The organism is Paracoccus saliphilus, from assembly GCF_028553805.1.
Lineage (GTDB): Bacteria > Pseudomonadota > Alphaproteobacteria > Rhodobacterales > Rhodobacteraceae > Paracoccus > Paracoccus saliphilus.
This window is the reverse complement of record NZ_CP067140.1, coordinates 654,388-670,539: the sequence shown is the minus strand read 5'-3', so window position 1 is coordinate 670,539 and position 16,152 is coordinate 654,388. Positions and strand designations below refer to the sequence as shown.

Annotated in this window: 11 protein-coding genes and 3 pseudogenes; 9 read left to right on the top strand and 5 right to left on the bottom strand. The window is 62.4% G+C overall.

Going from position 1 to position 16,152, the window contains the following annotated elements; translation table 11 throughout:
* Positions 1-53: 53 nt before the first annotated feature.
* From JHX88_RS03145 to dusB, 3 genes are read right to left on the bottom strand one after another with little or no spacing between them, the layout of a single operon-like run.
* Positions 54-1,484, bottom strand: coding sequence for a response regulator (locus tag JHX88_RS03145; protein WP_076527392.1), 1,431 nt, complete (start codon positions 1,482-1,484; stop codon positions 54-56).
* A gap of 12 nt (positions 1,485-1,496) precedes the next feature.
* On the bottom strand, positions 1,497-2,615 hold the full coding sequence (locus tag JHX88_RS03140; protein ID WP_076527391.1) for a two-component system sensor histidine kinase NtrB: 1,119 nt from the start codon (positions 2,613-2,615) through the stop codon (positions 1,497-1,499).
* Positions 2,612-3,628 (bottom strand): tRNA dihydrouridine synthase DusB, encoded by a 1,017-nt coding sequence (dusB, locus tag JHX88_RS03135; RefSeq protein WP_076527390.1) that lies wholly within the window; start codon positions 3,626-3,628, stop codon positions 2,612-2,614. Before dusB ends, JHX88_RS03140 begins: the two co-directional genes overlap by 4 nt.
* Positions 3,629-3,856: 228 nt before the next feature.
* On the opposite strand from dusB, the gene JHX88_RS03130 reads away from it, so the two are divergent.
* The 5 genes and pseudogenes from JHX88_RS03130 to JHX88_RS03110 all read left to right on the top strand — a co-directional run.
* The gene (locus tag JHX88_RS03130) at positions 3,857-5,239 is read left to right on the top strand and encodes an L-serine ammonia-lyase (protein ID WP_076527389.1); all 1,383 of its coding nucleotides are present in this window, start codon (positions 3,857-3,859) and stop codon (positions 5,237-5,239) included.
* Between the two features lie 109 nt (positions 5,240-5,348).
* Positions 5,349-5,891: a COG3650 family protein gene (locus JHX88_RS03125; protein ID WP_076527388.1), complete on the top strand. Its 543-nt coding sequence runs from the start codon at positions 5,349-5,351 to the stop codon at positions 5,889-5,891.
* Between the two features lie 135 nt (positions 5,892-6,026).
* The gene (locus JHX88_RS03120; protein ID WP_076527387.1) at positions 6,027-8,210 is read left to right on the top strand and encodes a YjbH domain-containing protein; all 2,184 of its coding nucleotides are present in this window, start codon (positions 6,027-6,029) and stop codon (positions 8,208-8,210) included.
* Positions 8,207-8,872: a YjbF family lipoprotein gene (locus JHX88_RS03115; RefSeq protein WP_076527386.1), complete on the top strand. Its 666-nt coding sequence runs from the start codon at positions 8,207-8,209 to the stop codon at positions 8,870-8,872. The genes JHX88_RS03120 and JHX88_RS03115 overlap by 4 nt, the downstream gene beginning before the upstream one ends.
* A 281-nt stretch (positions 8,873-9,153) precedes the next feature.
* A pseudogene (locus JHX88_RS03110) lies at positions 9,154-9,710 on the top strand (transposase); the annotation flags it as partial.
* 322 nt (positions 9,711-10,032) lie between these two features.
* Here JHX88_RS03110 and JHX88_RS03105 read toward each other — a convergent pair.
* The gene (locus JHX88_RS03105) at positions 10,033-10,155 is read right to left on the bottom strand and encodes a hypothetical protein (protein WP_272848171.1); all 123 of its coding nucleotides are present in this window, start codon (positions 10,153-10,155) and stop codon (positions 10,033-10,035) included.
* A gap of 170 nt (positions 10,156-10,325) precedes the next feature.
* On the opposite strand from JHX88_RS03105, the pseudogene JHX88_RS03100 reads away from it, so the two are divergent.
* The 4 genes and pseudogenes from JHX88_RS03100 to JHX88_RS03085 form a co-directional block, all read left to right on the top strand.
* Positions 10,326-11,283 (top strand): annotated as a pseudogene (locus JHX88_RS03100) (transposase); the annotation flags it as partial.
* Between the two features lie 87 nt (positions 11,284-11,370).
* Positions 11,371-12,411, top strand: coding sequence for an IS110 family RNA-guided transposase (locus tag JHX88_RS03095; protein ID WP_146364680.1), 1,041 nt, complete (start codon positions 11,371-11,373; stop codon positions 12,409-12,411).
* A gap of 228 nt (positions 12,412-12,639) precedes the next feature.
* Positions 12,640-13,013 (top strand): annotated as a pseudogene (locus JHX88_RS03090) (transposase); the annotation flags it as partial.
* A 392-nt stretch (positions 13,014-13,405) separates the two neighbouring features.
* On the top strand, positions 13,406-14,821 hold the full coding sequence (locus tag JHX88_RS03085; RefSeq protein WP_272848170.1) for an MFS transporter: 1,416 nt from the start codon (positions 13,406-13,408) through the stop codon (positions 14,819-14,821).
* Positions 14,822-14,991: 170 nt separating this feature from the next.
* Here JHX88_RS03085 and JHX88_RS03080 read toward each other — a convergent pair whose 3' ends face one another.
* A complete protein-coding gene (locus tag JHX88_RS03080; RefSeq protein ID WP_076529174.1) occupies positions 14,992-15,885 on the bottom strand; it encodes a LysR substrate-binding domain-containing protein in 894 nt (297 codons plus the stop codon).
* Positions 15,886-16,152 lie beyond the last annotated feature (267 nt).

Below are 16,152 nucleotides of genomic sequence, written 5' to 3'. Positions count from 1 at the left end.
CGCGGCCTCACTGTTGCAGCGCCGTGACTCTGGCGCGCTTACCTGTGGCGGTTTTACATCAGTTTGCGGCGCCGTGTCACCTCGATATTCAGCTCTGTCAGTTTTTTGCGCAGCGTATTGCGGTTGATTCCCAATAGATCGGCACATTTCAGCTGATTTCCGCCGGTCGCATCCAGCGCAACCTCCAGAAGCGGGCGTTCGATCTCGTGCAGGATGCGGTCATAAAGGCCGGGTGGCGGCAATTCATCGCCATGCAGGTCGAAATAGCGTTGCAAATGCGCCTCGACGGTGTCCGACAGCCGCGCATTGGCGATGGGGGCGGTTCCATTGCTTCCACTCTCCGTGGTTGTCGTGCCTCCTCCACCGGCTGCGCGCGTGCCGCCCTGCTGGCTCAATGCCTCGCGCATTTCGGTGGCGGAAACCTCTGGGCCGCTGGCGGTCAACGCCAGCCGCCGCATCAGGTTTTCCAACTCTCGCACATTGCCGGGGAAAGCATAGGCGCGCAGCAATCCCGCCGCATCCTCGGTCAGGCCGCGTTCGGGCAGCCCCTGCGTGGCGGCGCGGGCCAGCAAATGCTCTGCCAGGGGCAGGATATCGTCCACGCGGGCGCGCAGGGGCGGCACCGAGACCGTCACCCCCGCCAGCCGATAATAGAGATCCGAGCGCAACCGGCCCGCCGCCATGTCGGCCTGCGGATCGGGACCGGTGGTGCTGACGATCCGGGGCAGTTGGGTGCGTTCGGATTCGGCTTCCAGCGCTTCGATGAGCCCGATCAGGCGGGCCTGGGCAGCCTGGTCGAACCCCGCGGGGTTCTCGATGATGATCGTGCCGCCCCGGGTCTTGTCGGCAACGCGGGCGAACACCTCCTCGCCCGCATCGGCAGAGGTCAGCACGACGACGCCCCGCTCGCTTCGGTCGGACAGATCGTGAAAGCTGCGCGCGATGATCGATTTCCCGGTGCCGGGCTCGCCCGCGATCAGCACTGGCAGATCGGCGTTGAGCACCCGCGCCACCATCCTGAACAACGCCTGCATGGCGGGCGCGTGACCGATCAGCGGCATGGCCGGATCGGTGCTGTGGCGCAGGGGCGACGGTTCGGGCGCGAGATCGGATTTGCGGGGTCGCCGGGACAGCGCCTGCCCCGCCTTGGCCATCAGGTCAGGCAGGTCGAAAGGCTTGGGCAGATATTCGAAGGCCGCCGCCTCGGTCGCGCGGATCGCGGTGACGATGGTATTCTGCGCCGAGATCACGATGACCGGCAGATCGGGACGCGCCTGCCGGATCGCAGGGATCTGGTCGATGCCGTTACCGTCGGGCATCATCACATCGGTGATGACGAGATCGCCGCGCCCCTCCTCGACCCATTTCGACAGTTGCGAAAGGCTGCCGGTGGCATGCACCCGACACCCCGCGCGGGTCAGTGCCTGCGTCAGCACGGTGCGGATAGTGCGGTCGTCATCGGCGATCAGAACGGTTCCGTCCATGGGAGTAGGTCCTTATGCCTTGGGCAGTGAAATTCGAAAAAGGGTGCGGCCGGGGCGACTGTCCACGCGGATCAGCGCGCCGTGATCGGTCACGATCTTGCTGACCAGCGCCAGCCCCAACCCGGTGCCATTCTCGCGCCCCGACACGAAGGGCTCGAACACCTGCTCGGCGATCGCGGAGGGCAGGCCCGGTCCGTTGTCCTCGATCTCGATCTGCAGGGGGAGCGCACGGCCCTTGGGCCATGTGTCGTCGGGCGGCAGGCGCAGGCTGTGGTCATAGCTGCTGCGCAGCCGGATCGTGCCGTCGGGCCGATCCGTCAACGCCTCGGCGGCGTTCTTCACGAGGTTCAGGCAGACCTGCACGAGTTGATCCGCATCGGCCAGCGCATGGGGCAGCGAAGGGTCGTAATCGGTGATGATGCTGACTTCCTTGGCAAAACCGACAGTAGCAGAGCGCCGAACCTGCTCGAGTACGTCATGCACGTTTACCGGTGCAAGCCTGGGCGCGGAAGTGTCGCCGAAACGCTCCACCTGTTCCAGCAGCGAAACGATCCGGCGGGATTCGCTGACGATCATCTCGGCCATCTCGCGGTCCTCGGGCGGGGCGTTCATCGCCATCAGCTGCGCCGCGCCGCGAATGCCCGCCAGCGGGTTCTTTATCTCATGCGCGAGCATTTCCGACATGCCAATGGCGCTGCGCGCTGCCGAGCGGACGGCGCGGCTTTGATACAGCATTCCGCCATCATCCTCGGGCACGATCAGGATCGAGGCGGCGCCGTCGATCCCCTCGGCCGGTCCTGCATGAACCGAGGCGCGGCGGGTCTGGTGCCCGCCTGCCCGGTCGCCGATCTCGAACTGCACGCCGGGCTGGTAGAGCGCCTCATCGTCGCGGGTAACACGGTTGAAAAGCGGCCCGAGCGAGGGAAGTATCCGCAGCCGCTTTACCATGTCATCGCTGTCCAGCGGCCTTCCGACCGTTGAATTGCGCGAGAGGTTCAGCCAGATCTCTGCGGCGTCATTCATCGCCCCCACCCGGCCCTTCTCGTCAAGGATCAGCGCCGGCAGAGGCAATTGCAGCCAGCCCGGGCCGGGTTTCGCTTCGCGGAAATCGGCCGGAGGCGGACAGGTCATGCGGCGGCCTTTTCCGTGTCTGAACCCTGCGCCTCGGCAAAGGCGTGGCGGATCAGGGCGATGGTCGCGGCAGGGCTGTCGGCGCGCAGCATCTCGGCCCGCATCGGTGCGCCATTCGCTTCGGCATACCAGCCCAGATGCTTGCGGGCCACGCGCAGCCCCAGCTCGGCACCGTAGAAATCCAGAATATCCTCGTAATGCTCTTCCACCGCCTCGGCCAGCGCGGCTCCTTGCGGAATGGCCGGTGCGGGCGTGCCCCAGAGCCGGTGGGCGATCTCGGCCAACCGCCACGGCGCACCCTGCGCGCCGCGTCCGACCATCACCGCATCTGCCCCCGAGGCATCCAGAGCGGCCTGCGCCGATGCCGCGCATACCACGTCGCCATTGGCGACCAGCGGCGGACGGCCCGGCAGGTTCGCAACCTCGGCAATCTTCGTCCAGTCGGCTTGACCCTTGTAGAACTGCGCCCGCGTGCGGCCATGCACGGTCAGCATCCGCACCCCGGCATCGCTGGCCCGTCGCGCCAGTTCAGCGGCGTTGAGGGAATGCTCGTCCCAACCAAGCCGCATCTTCAGCGTGACCGGCACCCGGACCGCGCCGACCACCGCCTCGATCAACCCAAGTGCGTGATCGAGATCGCGCATCAGTGCCGCACCCGACAGCCCGCCCGTCACCTTCTTGGCCGGGCAGCCCATGTTGATGTCGATGATCCGTGCGCCCATGCCCTCGACGATTCGGGCGGTCTCGGCCATCGCCCCGGCCTCGCGTCCGGCAATCTGGACCGAGACGGGCAGCCGCCCCTCGGTCAGTGCCTTGGCGCGCACCGCCGCCCGCGTCGAGGGACGGGGCGTGACCATCTCGGTCGAGGCGACCATCTCGCTGACCAGCAGCCCGGCTCCGTGACGTGCAACCGCCCGCCGGAAGGGCAGATCGGTGATCCCCGCCATCGGCGCCAGGAAGACCGGCGGCCCAAGTCGCGTATCGCCAATCATGATCGGTTCGGGCAGTTGCATGTCTCGTTCCTTCGGCTTGCCACGGTTCACCTGCAAGAGCGGGACCGCCAGCCCCGACCGGCCTGATGCGAGGACGGCGGGAGCTGCTTAAATTTCACGCTTAATGCCTATAATATAGGCAGATGAATTGCGATACCATGTCGCAATTTGCAGGCCTGACCGTCGCATCCGTCATGGTAGTTCCGACGCAGTCCTGATTACATAGGACATAGTCAGAAAGAGGGCATCATGTTCCTGTCGGTATTCGATCTTTTCAAGGTGGGCGTCGGCCCGTCCTCGTCGCATACGATGGGGCCGATGGTCGCCGGGGCGCGGTTCCTTGCGGCCCTGCGCGAACAGCCTTTCCACGCGCATGGGCTGAAAGCGAGCTTGCATGGCAGCCTCGCCTTCACCGGGAAAGGCCACGCGACCGACCGCGCCACGATCCTTGGGCTGGCGGGATTCGTGCCCGATACCATCGACGCAGAGGCCGCCGAAGCGGCGCTGGCCGCGAATCGCGAAAGCCGGGCCCTGATGCCCGAGGGCCTGGGCGAGCTGCAGTTCGACCCGGACAGCGACCTGCGCTTCGATTTCGAGAATGCCCTGCCCGGCCATGCCAATGGCATGACGCTATCGGCCACGGATGCGCAGGGCGACGTGATCTTTCGCCAGGTCTATTACTCGGTCGGCGGCGGCTTCGTGTTGACCGAAGAGGAATTGGCCCGAAAGGGTCAAGAGGATCGCAGTGATGCGGGTCCGAAAGTACCCTACCCGTTCACCAGCGCCGCCGAGATGCTGGCGATGGCGGAAGAATCGGGCAAATCCATCGCACAGATGAAACGCGCCAACGAACTGGTTTTCCGCAGCGAGGCCGAATTGCGCGACGGGCTGAACCGGATCTGGCAGGTGATGCGCGATTGCATGGACCGGGGGCTGTCCTCGGAGGGCATCCTGCCCGGCGGGCTGAGCGTGCGCCGCCGCGCCCGTGCGATCCACGAGAAGCTCTTGGCCGAGCGCGGCATGAACCTGACCGCGCCGCATATCATCAATGACTGGATGTCCACCTATGCGATGGCGGTGAACGAGGAAAACGCCGCCGGGGGCCAGGTCGTCACCGCGCCGACCAATGGCGCGGCAGGGGTGGTTCCCGCCGTGATCCGCTATTGGCTGGATCATGTGCCCGGCGCGAGCGAACGGGAACTGCCCGAGTTCCTGCTGACCGCCGCTGCCATCGGCGGACTGGTAAAGCATAATGCCTCGATCTCGGGCGCCGAATGCGGATGCCAGGCCGAGGTGGGCTCAGCCGCAGCCATGGCGGCGGCGGGACTGGCTGCAGTGCTGGGCGGCACCCCGAAGCAGATAGAGAATGCCGCCGAAATCGCGCTGGAGCATCATCTCGGCATGACCTGCGACCCGGTGAAGGGGTTGGTGCAGGTGCCCTGCATCGAACGCAACGGGCTGGGCGCAATCAAAGCGGTCAGCGCCGCCAGCCTTTCCATGCGCGGCGATGGCAGCCACCTTGTCCCGCTGGACTCGGCGATCGAGACAATGCGGCAGACCGGCCAGGACATGAGCGAGAAATACAAGGAAACCTCGCTTGGCGGGCTGGCCGTCAATGTTCCGAACTGCTGAGTCAATCCGGCAACGATTCGCGAATTGACGGGCCTAGCGCTTGCCCTGAGGGCCAGCGATTGTTAACGCTTGCAAGGACAGTGATCCACTCGAACAGAGGCCAAAGCCCATGAATCCGCGTTTCGCCCTCCTTGCCTTGATGAGTTTGCCGCTCGCCGCCTGTGACGAGGCCGCAATGGCCGATCTGCGGCAGGGTATCGGCATGGAATCCGAGGAACCCCAATCCGAAGAGCCCGCAAAACCTCGCCCGCCCGCGGTTTCCCCTCTGGAAGTCCCGATCGAAACGGGCACGGCCGAGGCAAAGCCGGCAGTCAACGCCAATGCCGAGACGTTGAACACCACGGCCTTCGTCGCCCGTGGAAACGAGCCCTTCTGGAGCGTGGAAGTCAGCGGCAATACCGCCCTCTACAAGACCCCCGGAAACCAGAGCGGCCGCAAGATCAATGTCAGCCGTCTGACCTTCGCCCAAGGTGTCGAATATGTCGGCACGATGGACGGGCTAGTCTTCAAGGTCAGCTTCCGCGGCGCCAATTGCACCGACAGCATGTCGGGCGAGGAATTCCCGATGTCCGCCTCGCTGACAGCCCGGGGTAAAACCCATAACGGATGCGCGGTGCCCGCCAGCAGCGCATCCGCCGAACCGCAGGGCTGATGAAGTTCCCGGCCCCCCAAGGCAGTTATTGTGGCGCGGAAACCTCCCTCGCCGCAAAATCAACCTGCGGTGGGGTGTCCGATGCGTTCAATGCCGCTAGTATCACCTGAACCGCTTTTACCAAGGATGCCGCCGATGCGACGTTCCCGCCTGACGAGCCGCCTGATGGCAACCACCCTTCCAGTCGCCTTCCTGGTCGGGTCGGTCACCGGCACCGCCATTGCCGAGCCGATGCAGGCGCGCAACATGTCCACATTCGGTATGCCCGGCGGGATCGAGACGCCCACGGCCGAGGCACTGCCTGACGGCACCCTGGGCGGCACGCTGTCCTATTCGGAATATGCGCGACGCACCAATGTGGTGTTCCAGGCCATGCCGCGCCTGACCGCGGTGCTGCGCTATTCCCGCGTCGAGGGGATCGAGGACAGGCGCAACAGACAGGACCATCTCTGGGACCGTTCCTTCGATCTTCGCGTTCAGGTTCTGGACGAGGCCGGATGGCGCCCGGCCGTCGCGGTCGGCTTGCAGGATTTCGTGGGCACCGGTGTCTATTCGGGCGAATATATCGTCGCGACCAAGAACATCACGCCAACCGTCCGCGCCTCTGCCGGGATTGGCTGGGGACGCATTGCCGGTGAAACCCGCTGGCCGCTGGAGGATGGCGATCAGGGCGGCAAGCCGAATGTCGATGATTGGTTTTCCGGCAGCGCCAAGCCTTTCGGCTCGATCACATGGCAGGTCAACGATCAGTTGAGCCTCGCCGCAGAATATTCGAGCGACAGCTACAACCATGAGGTCGACGGTCTCGGCGGTGACGAGCCGGGCAATCTGAATCTCGCCGCATATTACCGCTTTGGGCAGGGCTACGAGGTCGGCCTCTATACGCTTGGCGGAGAAACCTTCGGTGCGCAGTTCTCGTTCTCGCTGAACCCGCGCAAGGCGCCCTACCCGTCAGGGTTGGAAAAGGCCCCTGCCCCGGTTCGCCCGCGCCCCGCCCCCGCAGCCGATCCCGAAGGCTGGTCGGGCCAATGGGCGCAGGACCCCACGGCGCAACCGGCAATCCAGCAGGCATTGTCCGACGCGCTCGCCAAGGAGGGGCAGCTGCTCGAAGCCATGGCATTGTCGGGGAACCGTGCCGAAGTGCGGATTCGCAACCAGCGCTATATACAGCAGGCAGAGGCAGTCGGCCGAACGGCGCGCCTGATGACGCGGGCACTGCCGCCTTCGGTGGAAACGCTGGTCATTACCTCTTCCGCGGACGGTGTCCCGACTTCGTCGGTAACGCTGCGCCGCTCGGATGTCGAAAGGTTGGAGAACACCGAGGCCGGCAAGATCGCAAGTGCCGCGGCCCTGACCGATGCCCGTCCCTATCCCGGCGACCTGGTCGCAACCGAGGGGATGTATCCGCGCTTCCGCTGGCATATCGGGCCATATCTCGACCTGGGGCTGTTCGATCCCGGCGAGCCGCTGCGCTATGAAGTCGGTGCAGAGGCACGGGCGACCTACGAGGTCATGCCGGGCCTGATCCTCGCCGGAACGCTGCGCCAGCGCGCCTTCGGCAGCATGGATCAGCGTGGGCCGAGCAAGGGCAGGAATCCCGGCCAGCCTGCGGAGCACTACACGCCTGAGGAATACAAGGCCGATCCCAGCCTGGAAACCACGCCCGAAGGCGTGCCGCGCGTTCGTTCGGATACGCGGATGTATCGCAGCGACGGGCCAACGATCCCGGAACTGACGGCAGCATGGTATGCGCGCCCCACCGACACGGTCTATACACGCGTGACCGCCGGTCTGCTGGAGCAAGCCTATGGCGGGGTTTCAGCCGAAGCGCTGTGGAAACCCGTCAATTCGCCGCTGGCCTTCGGGGCCGAGATCAACCGGGTCCGCAAGCGCGACTTCGACGATGTCTTCGGCTTCCGCGATTACGAGGTCACGACCGGGCATGTCTCGGCCTATTATGAATTCGCCCAGGGCTACACGGCGCAACTCGATGTCGGGCAATACCTGGCGGGGGACCGTGGCGCCACGATCACCCTGACGCGCGAATTCGCGAATGGTTGGCGGATCGGCGCCTTCGCCACGAAGACCGACCTGAGCGAGGACGAATTCGGCGAAGGCTCGTTCGACAAGGGGATCAACATCTCGATCCCGATTTCCTGGGCGACCGGCCAACCCTCTCGTCAACGCGCGGGCAGCACCCTTCGCGCGCTGTCCCGCGATGGCGGTTCGCGGGTGAACGTCAACGGACGACTGTACGACAAGGTTCGCGACAGCCATTCGGTCAAGCTCTATGAAGGCTGGGGGAGGTTCTGGAGATGAGCAAGGGTTCGATCCACAAGGCCGCCCTGGCCTGCGCGGCACTCGCCGTTCTGGCCTCCTGCGGCAACGAAACCACCGATCAGGCCGGAAGTCCCTTCGTCATCGCCGCCAAGACCGTCGGCGAGGCCGTCGCGGCCCGGCGCACGGAGGACAAGGCACCGGCAAAACCGCCGAAGTCACCGGCCGAGAAGGCCGCCGAAGCGCTGCGGGTCAATCCTAACCCGTTGATCATGGCGGGTTTCGAATCTCTCGGGCGCAGCCAGGTCATGGCGATGACCGACCAGAATGGCGGCATGCGGACCTATATGACTCCTTCGGAAGAAGCGCTGATCATGCGGAACGGCATGCTGGTCGGAACACGCGGGCTGGGCGATGACCTGTCGGTTGCAGAGCCCGGAACCGCAGGGCTGATCCGGGCCGGGCGCTCGGGCAGTGCGACGCGGGTGATGCGCTATTTCAGCGGCGACGGGCTGGAGCGTCCGCTTAGTTTCGATTGCGATGTCGGCCCCGGTCCGAAGGCCGGAGTCATCGTCGAAAGCTGCCAGGGACATGGCGTCAGCTTCCAGAACAGCTTCATGCTGCAAGGCGGGCAAATCCCGGTCTCGCGGCAATGGATCGGGCCGGCATTGGGCTATGTAACCATTCAGACCCTGCGTCCCTGACGGGCTTGGCCCATCCTGTATCCGGAAAGCGAAGTCGGCCTCGAAAGGGGCCGGCTTTCTTCTGTCTTGCCATCGGCCATGCGACGCAACGGGACCGTACGTTGCACATGGAGTCCGCACGCAACACAGATGCGGCTTGACGCAGCAAATGCTGGGTTTCGGGCTGTGATTTACGTACACCGCACGTGCACAGCCCGTACACAGGGCATACACATGCAACGCACGCTGCGGGGATACCGCCACGTCATACGTCAAGCTTCGGGTAATCTTCCTTGCGTTAAACCGATTTCACCTACTTCAAGATCATCGGCTGGGGCTGGGTGTATCTGTCGACCGTGCTCGACGATTACTCGCACTACATCGTCGCCTGAAAACTGTGCACCACCATGCGTGCCGAGGATGTGACCGATACGCTGGAGCTGGCCCTGGAAGCCTCGGGCTGTGACAGCGCTCCGTGCTGCACAAGCCAAAGCTGCTCAGCGACAATGGCCCGAGCTATATCGCGGGCGAACTGGCCGAATGGATCGAGGCGCAGGGCATGAGCCATGTGCGTGGCGCGCCACTACATCCCCAGACCCAAGGCAAGATCGAACGGTGGCACCAGACCCTCAAAAACCGCATCCTGCTCGAAAACTATTTCCTCCCGGGCGATCTCGAAGCCCAGATCGAGGCCTTCGTCGAACATTACAATCACCGGCGATACCATGAAAGCTTGAACAACGTGACGCCCGCTGATGCCTACTTCGGCAGGGCCGAGACCATCATCAAACAGCGCGAAAGGATCAAGCGAAAGACCATCGAACAACGGCGCTTGCAACACCGCAAGCTCGCCGCATAGGATCAAACCAATGACGAGCCCAACTCTCCGCTAATTTACGCCCCGAGATGTGCCAATTGTTCTGATGACGGACAAGCTGAACAGCGATCCGCTCGTCTCGTCCGTTCCTCGCATCTTCACCCCCGCCGTTACCGTGCCGAGGGTGAATCATGTTCTCAAATCATTGTCGAGACAGGACTATTTCAGCAGTCTGCTAGGTCCTGACCTATGGTAGCCGACAGATTACAGCGGAGACGGTTCAGTTTAAAGATGAAGGAAGGGCCCCAACTCGACTGTCGCTCAAGCCAGCTCTATATCGATCTCTCTCGCCCCTCTTTCGGCATTAACCTTGCCACATCTCGTTGGGGCGGCTGGTCTTGCGTTTGAACTCGTCATCTGCCTTGATCACCACGAAGGCCTCGTCGTGAACAGGAAGCCAATAGCCAAAAAGCCGGATTCGAGACATCACACGCCCACCATCGAGTTACAAAAACAGTTGGATCGTCTTACGACGAACACCAAGATGCTGGCACCCTCTGACCTTACGCTCAGGGCTGATGCTGTTGAAAAACTCTGGGCTTGATCGGGATCGAGGCTTCTGATTCCCATTGGTTACAGGGTTCTGGAGGGATTGCGATGCTTGGAAGGCAGAAGGTCCATACCCGGCTTTTCTACGAGTTCGATCTCGAGACGCACATCCCCCCGACCATCTCCTTCGGGGTATTGACCGCTTCCTGGATCTGACCGGTCTGCACGAGGAGATGCGCGGTTTCTACAGCCATACCGGTCGACCCTCTATCGATCCTGAACTCACGATCCGGATGCTGGTGATCGGCTATGTCATGGGGCTGCGGTCCGAGCGGCGTGTCTGCCAGGAAGTTCACCTCAACCTCGCTTATCGCTGGTTCTGCCGGCTCGGACTCGAGGACACGGTGCCGGATCACTCGAGTTTCTCGAAGCTTCGACATGGCAAGTTCCGCGACAGCGATATCTTCCGTCACGTCTTCGAGCGCGTGGTTGCCCAGTGCATTGCCCATGGCCTGATCGGCGGTCAGGGCTTTGCCGTCGATGCCAGCCTGATCAGCGCCGATGTCCACAAGCAGAGCTCCAGCCGCCAGAGCGAATGGGACGCCTCAACCATCGATCCGGCGGAGGCCCCGAGGGCGGTGGCGAGTATCTCGACACGCTCGATGAGGAAGCCTTCGGTGCAGCCACGCCCGTCAAACCCAAGTTCGCGGCCCATGCCGATCCCGCCAGTCAGTGGACGACAGCGCGCAAAGGGCCGGCCTTCTTCGCTTGTTCGGACAACTACCTGATCGACACGGATCACGGGATCATCATGGATGTTGAAGCGAGCCGTTCGGTTCGGCAGGCCGAGGTCGGCTCCACGCTTACGATGCTGGACCGCACGACAGAGCGCTTCGATATCCGCCCGGATTGGCTGGTGGCCGATACGGCCTTTGGCTCCGAAGAAAGCCTGGTCGAGATCGTCCTGAAGCGGCAGAACCTGCCCTTCATCCCGGTGATCGACAAGGGTGAGCGTACTGACGGCACGTTTTCACGTTCCGACTTCACCTGGGATGAAGAGAATGACATGGTGTGATCGCGGCGGTCGCTCTCCCCGGGCGAACGAGGTCTGATAGGATCAGCCTCACCAATTAAAGCCGTGAGGAGAACGACCATGAGCAACTATGTTGGTCTCGACGTTTCGTTGAAAGAGGTCTCGGTCTGCGTTGTGGATGCGCAGGGATCGGTTGTGAAACGCGCGACCCTGCCGACGGACCCGGATGTCATCGCCGACCATCTTTCCCGGGAAGTTCCTGATGCGGAACGTGTCGTGCATGAAAGCGGGATACTCGCCACTTGGCTGACGCGTGAGCTTGAGAAGCGCGGTGTCCCGATCATCTGCATCGACGCTCGCATGGCGCACAAGGCTCTGTCTGCGCGCCTCAACAAGTCGGACAAGGCGGACGCGGAGGGTCTGGCGCAGCTGTCTCGGACCGGCTGGTTCACGAAAGTCCATGTTCGCAGCGAAGCCTCCGACCGAGTGCGGGCGCTGGTGGGGGCGCGAGAACGACTGATCCGCATGCGCAAGGATCTCGAAGCCCATATCCGCGGTGTCCTCAAAACCTTCGGCATCCGCATGGGAGCTGTTCCCAGTGCCCATCATCGCCAAGGATTCCGAGACCAGCTTGCCGAGGCTGGAGCCTGCGATCCGATGCTGGGGCTTGTGGCACAGACCATGATACCCATCCACAAGACACTTTGCGCCTCGGCGGAAGCCCTGGCCGATGAACTGATGCATGTTGCCAAGCAGAATACGTTGGCACGTCGCCTCATGACAGTGCCGGGCGTCGGCCCCCTCGTGGCGCTCAACTTCATCGCGACATTGGACGATGCGAGCAGGTTCCGTCGATCGAGCGATGTCGGCGCGTTTCTGGGATTGACGCCACGACGATACCAATCGGGCGAGATCGACAGATCAGGCCGTATCTCCAAATGCGGAGATGCCGAGATGCGACGTCTGCTTGTATCCGCTGCCGCGTCCTTGATGACACAGGTCAGACGGTTCTCACCTCTCAAGTCCTGGGCGATCCGGCTCAGCGCGCGCAAAGGCTTCAAGAAGGCCGCCGTCGCAACGGCACGCAAGATCGCCGTGATCCTCCATGCCATCTGGCGTGATGGAACCGAGTTCAACTGGAAAGGGGAGCCCGCAACCTGACAAACAGAATACCCGCCTGAGGACAGGGCGGGTTCGGCGTCCTCCGGGACGGTGGCAGATCGATCTCGCGTGAAGCGGTCGAGGTGACGCCAACCGCATCAACCTCGTGAATGACATTCCAGACGATCAGCCCCGGACGCCATCATGAAGCGGCACTGCCTGACTTCGGAGAGAACCAAGACCCCGGCGGACAACAGAACCATGCCCTTGACATCACCGCGATCAGAGAACCGCTACATCTGCCCAGAAGGTAACGAACTGTGCCACGCGCGGCGAAATTATTCCGACCCGGCGCGCTTCTCGAACGAGATGAAACCACGAAGGTATCGCGCTGCGAAAGCCGACTGCCAGGCTTGTCCATTGAAGGCGCAATGCTGCCCGAACAGCGAAACGCTCAGCCTGCAACGAGACGGCCTCGAGACGGCGCAAGAAGATCGAGATGCTCTTCGCGCATCTGAAACGTATCCTGGGGCTCAGCCGACTGCGGTTGAGGGGGGCCATTGGGAGTGAAGGACGAGTTCACACTCGCCGCCACCGCCCAAAACCTCCGGAAACTGGCAAAGCTCCGCCCGGCAAACGCCCCCTCGATGCAGATTGGCTGAAGAAGCCGATCAAGCGCACGCCAGGCATGGAAGGAATTCCCTGAAGAGGACGTGCGGCACCATTCCAGGCCGAAGATCGTCGGCGAGTTTTTCAACAGCATCAGCCCAATTCGGGCTCTAGACCGGATCTCCGCCTCAGCGAAGCTTGCCTTTTGCTACCGCTACTGCAACGCACAGCATGACCAACTCTACGGATGGTGGCGTCCTCATTGTCAGAGACGTAAGCTGCAGCTAGATTTGTCCATATGCATTCCCCCTGCGAGGCCAATCCGGATCCGATACCTCTTTCCTCTGCTCCCGGAGGGGGCGGTTCATTTTGCCCCCGGTCGCAGCGGCGTCTTGTCCTGATCGCGGCCATACTTGCTTCCGCGCTCGGATTCATCGATGGATCGGTGGTTTCGATTGCGATCCCGGCAATTCGCAGCGATATCGGCGCGTCTCTCGCCGATGCGCAGTGGATTTCCAACGCCTATGCCCTGACGCTATCGGCTCTGATTCTCGTTGGTGGAAGCGCGGGTGACAAGTTCGGCCTGCGGCGCATCTTCATCGCCGGGATCATCCTGTTCATCGTGGCGTCACTTATTTGTGCGGTGGCGCCAGATGTGCGCTTTCTGATCTTGGCCCGAGCCGCGCAGGGCGCGGGCGCGGCATTCATGGTTCCCGCAAGCCTTGCAATCATTGCCAAGGCTTATCCGAAAGACGAGCGAGGCCGGGCAATCGGGATCTGGGCAGCCTCTTCGGCCCTGACGACCGCGCTTGGTCCGGTGCTGGGGGGCTTTCTGTTATCCGCCTTCGACGACAGTATCTGGCGCGCGATATTTGCAATCAACCTGCCGCTTGGCGGTGCCGCCATCCTGCTCTTGCTGAAAGTTCCACCGGACGAGGCGACGGGGCAGCGCAAGCTCGACCTGGTCGGGGCCGTTCTCGCGATCGTCGCATTCGGTTCCCTGGCTTACGCTCTTACCGCGCCGGCTGCCGAGGCCGATCAGACTGCATCCGGCTCGACGGCTATCTTCATGACCGGGGGATTGGTCGCACTTCTCGGGTTCATCATCTGGGAGGCTTTTCAGAAAGCACCCATGATCGACCTGTCATTGTTCAGGATTGGGGCTTTCTCGGGCGCCAACGCAGCGACCTTCTTTCTCTATTTTGCCTTGTCGGGCATCCTCTTTTATCTGCCCATGTTGCTTATCGCCGGTTGGGGCCTGGCTGAGGCGACGGTCGGCGTCCTCTTCCTACCCCTGTCGCTGGCCATTGCGGTCTTGTCCGGCCCCGTCGGGCATTTGTCGGATCGTCTTGGACCACGCTTGCCGATGACTGTCGGCAGTATGATCGTGGCCGCGGCCTTTGCGGGGCTGGCCGCTGCGGTCGGCTCGGGCACGCACAGTTTCTGGTTCGCGGTATTTCCATCGATGATCGTGATGGGGTTGGGCATGGCCCTGGTGGTGTCACCGCTTTCGACAGCGGTGATGACCTCGGTTGAAGACGAGGACACTGGGGCGGCGTCGGGAATCAACAATGCGATTTCCCGCGTGGCAGGCTTGATCGCGGTCGCAGCCATGGGGAGTCTCGCCGCCTATCGCTATGCCTCCATGCTGGGCGACGAGACCGCCTCCGTCCCCGGCTTTGGCGAACCCCCGGGCGAACTTTCCCCAATGCTGGAAGCCGCACGCCTTGCTGCAAGTGACGCCGCATTCTCGGCGATTGCCTGGGCGATGGCGGCCCTGTGTGTGCTGTCAGCAGGTCTTTCCTGGATCACGCAACCGGCATCAGACAAGGGTGCCAAGGTAACGACGGCTCGGGAGTAAACTGCTCCCCGGGGGGTTAATCGGTAACGGCCCTTTGTCGACAGTGACCAAGTCGTCCAACGCTGCGGCACAGCTTCACCAGACCGGCCATTCGCTGCGAATACGAAAACGTGGCGCGGTCGAATGACGGACGTAGCGGGCGTCGCTCCGAAGCTGGCTTCGTTACTCGACTAATCTGGAAGTTGCCGCCTTATCCATTGCCGGAATGTTCTGAAAGCCGGACGGTTCTTGTTGTCAGCCCAGCACAAGTAATAGTGGCGTGTATTCTGTACCGGCCACCGGTCGTCGCGGAACAATTGCACCAGGCGCCCGCTGGCCAAATAGGGCACAGCATAAACATGGGGCAGCCATGCCACGCCATGCCCGTCGAGTGCCGCGACAAGCGTCAGCGCGCTGGGCAGGCGGGTGATTCGTGTATGAGCTTGATGGGCCACGCCGTGATCGTCGAACCAATTGGACATTTCGACGTCCCGATCCTCATCCAGAATCCATGGTAGCTTGGTCAGATCCAGGGGTGTTTGAATGGAAACGGATTCCAGAACCGACGGCGCCGCCACGACAGCATCCCAACCTTCAAGAAGCCTTTCGCAGTTTACCCCCGGCCAGTTCCCGTCGCCATGCCGGACAGCGGCGTCGAAATCATCCCTTGCAAGATCATGCACTGTCGCATCGGTGTTGATGCGCAGGTCGATTTCCGGATGGAGTTGCAGAAATTCACCAAGGCGTGGCAGCAGCCAATGCTGGGCGAAATGCGGCGTCACTGTAATGTTGAGGATGTTTTCGTCACGCCGCAATTGGTCGACATCACCGGCAATCGCCCTGAAATTCCGAAGGAGATTATCGGCCAAGTCTGCGGTGTCCGGTAACATGGCCAGGCGATTGCCGGAACGGGTGAACAATTTGCGCTGCAAGCGGTCTTCCAAGCCTCGTAGATGCTGACTGACCGCGCCATGCGTCACCTTGAGCATATCCGCAGCGGCACCGACAGAGCCGGTTTCATGGACCGCTGCCAGAGCACGCAGGGAATTCAGCGGCAGCCAGGCGATATCGTTTCGCTTTATCATGATAGAAAAACTAACAGTAATACAATTTTACTGACAAGCATTAAGCGCCATAAATTGCTAATCTTTATGAGTTATGCATATGGAGATATATCAATATGGGATACAGTTTTTCTAATTGTACTGCTGAAAGTGATCCCGTCCGCAGGGTTCCGGCCTCCGGCATTGATCAGGAGGCGGTTCACCAAATCCGCCAACAGGGGCGCATTGAACGGGCGAAAATTGTTCGTCAGTGCTTTGCCGCACTCAGGCGCCTCGCCACGACGGGTC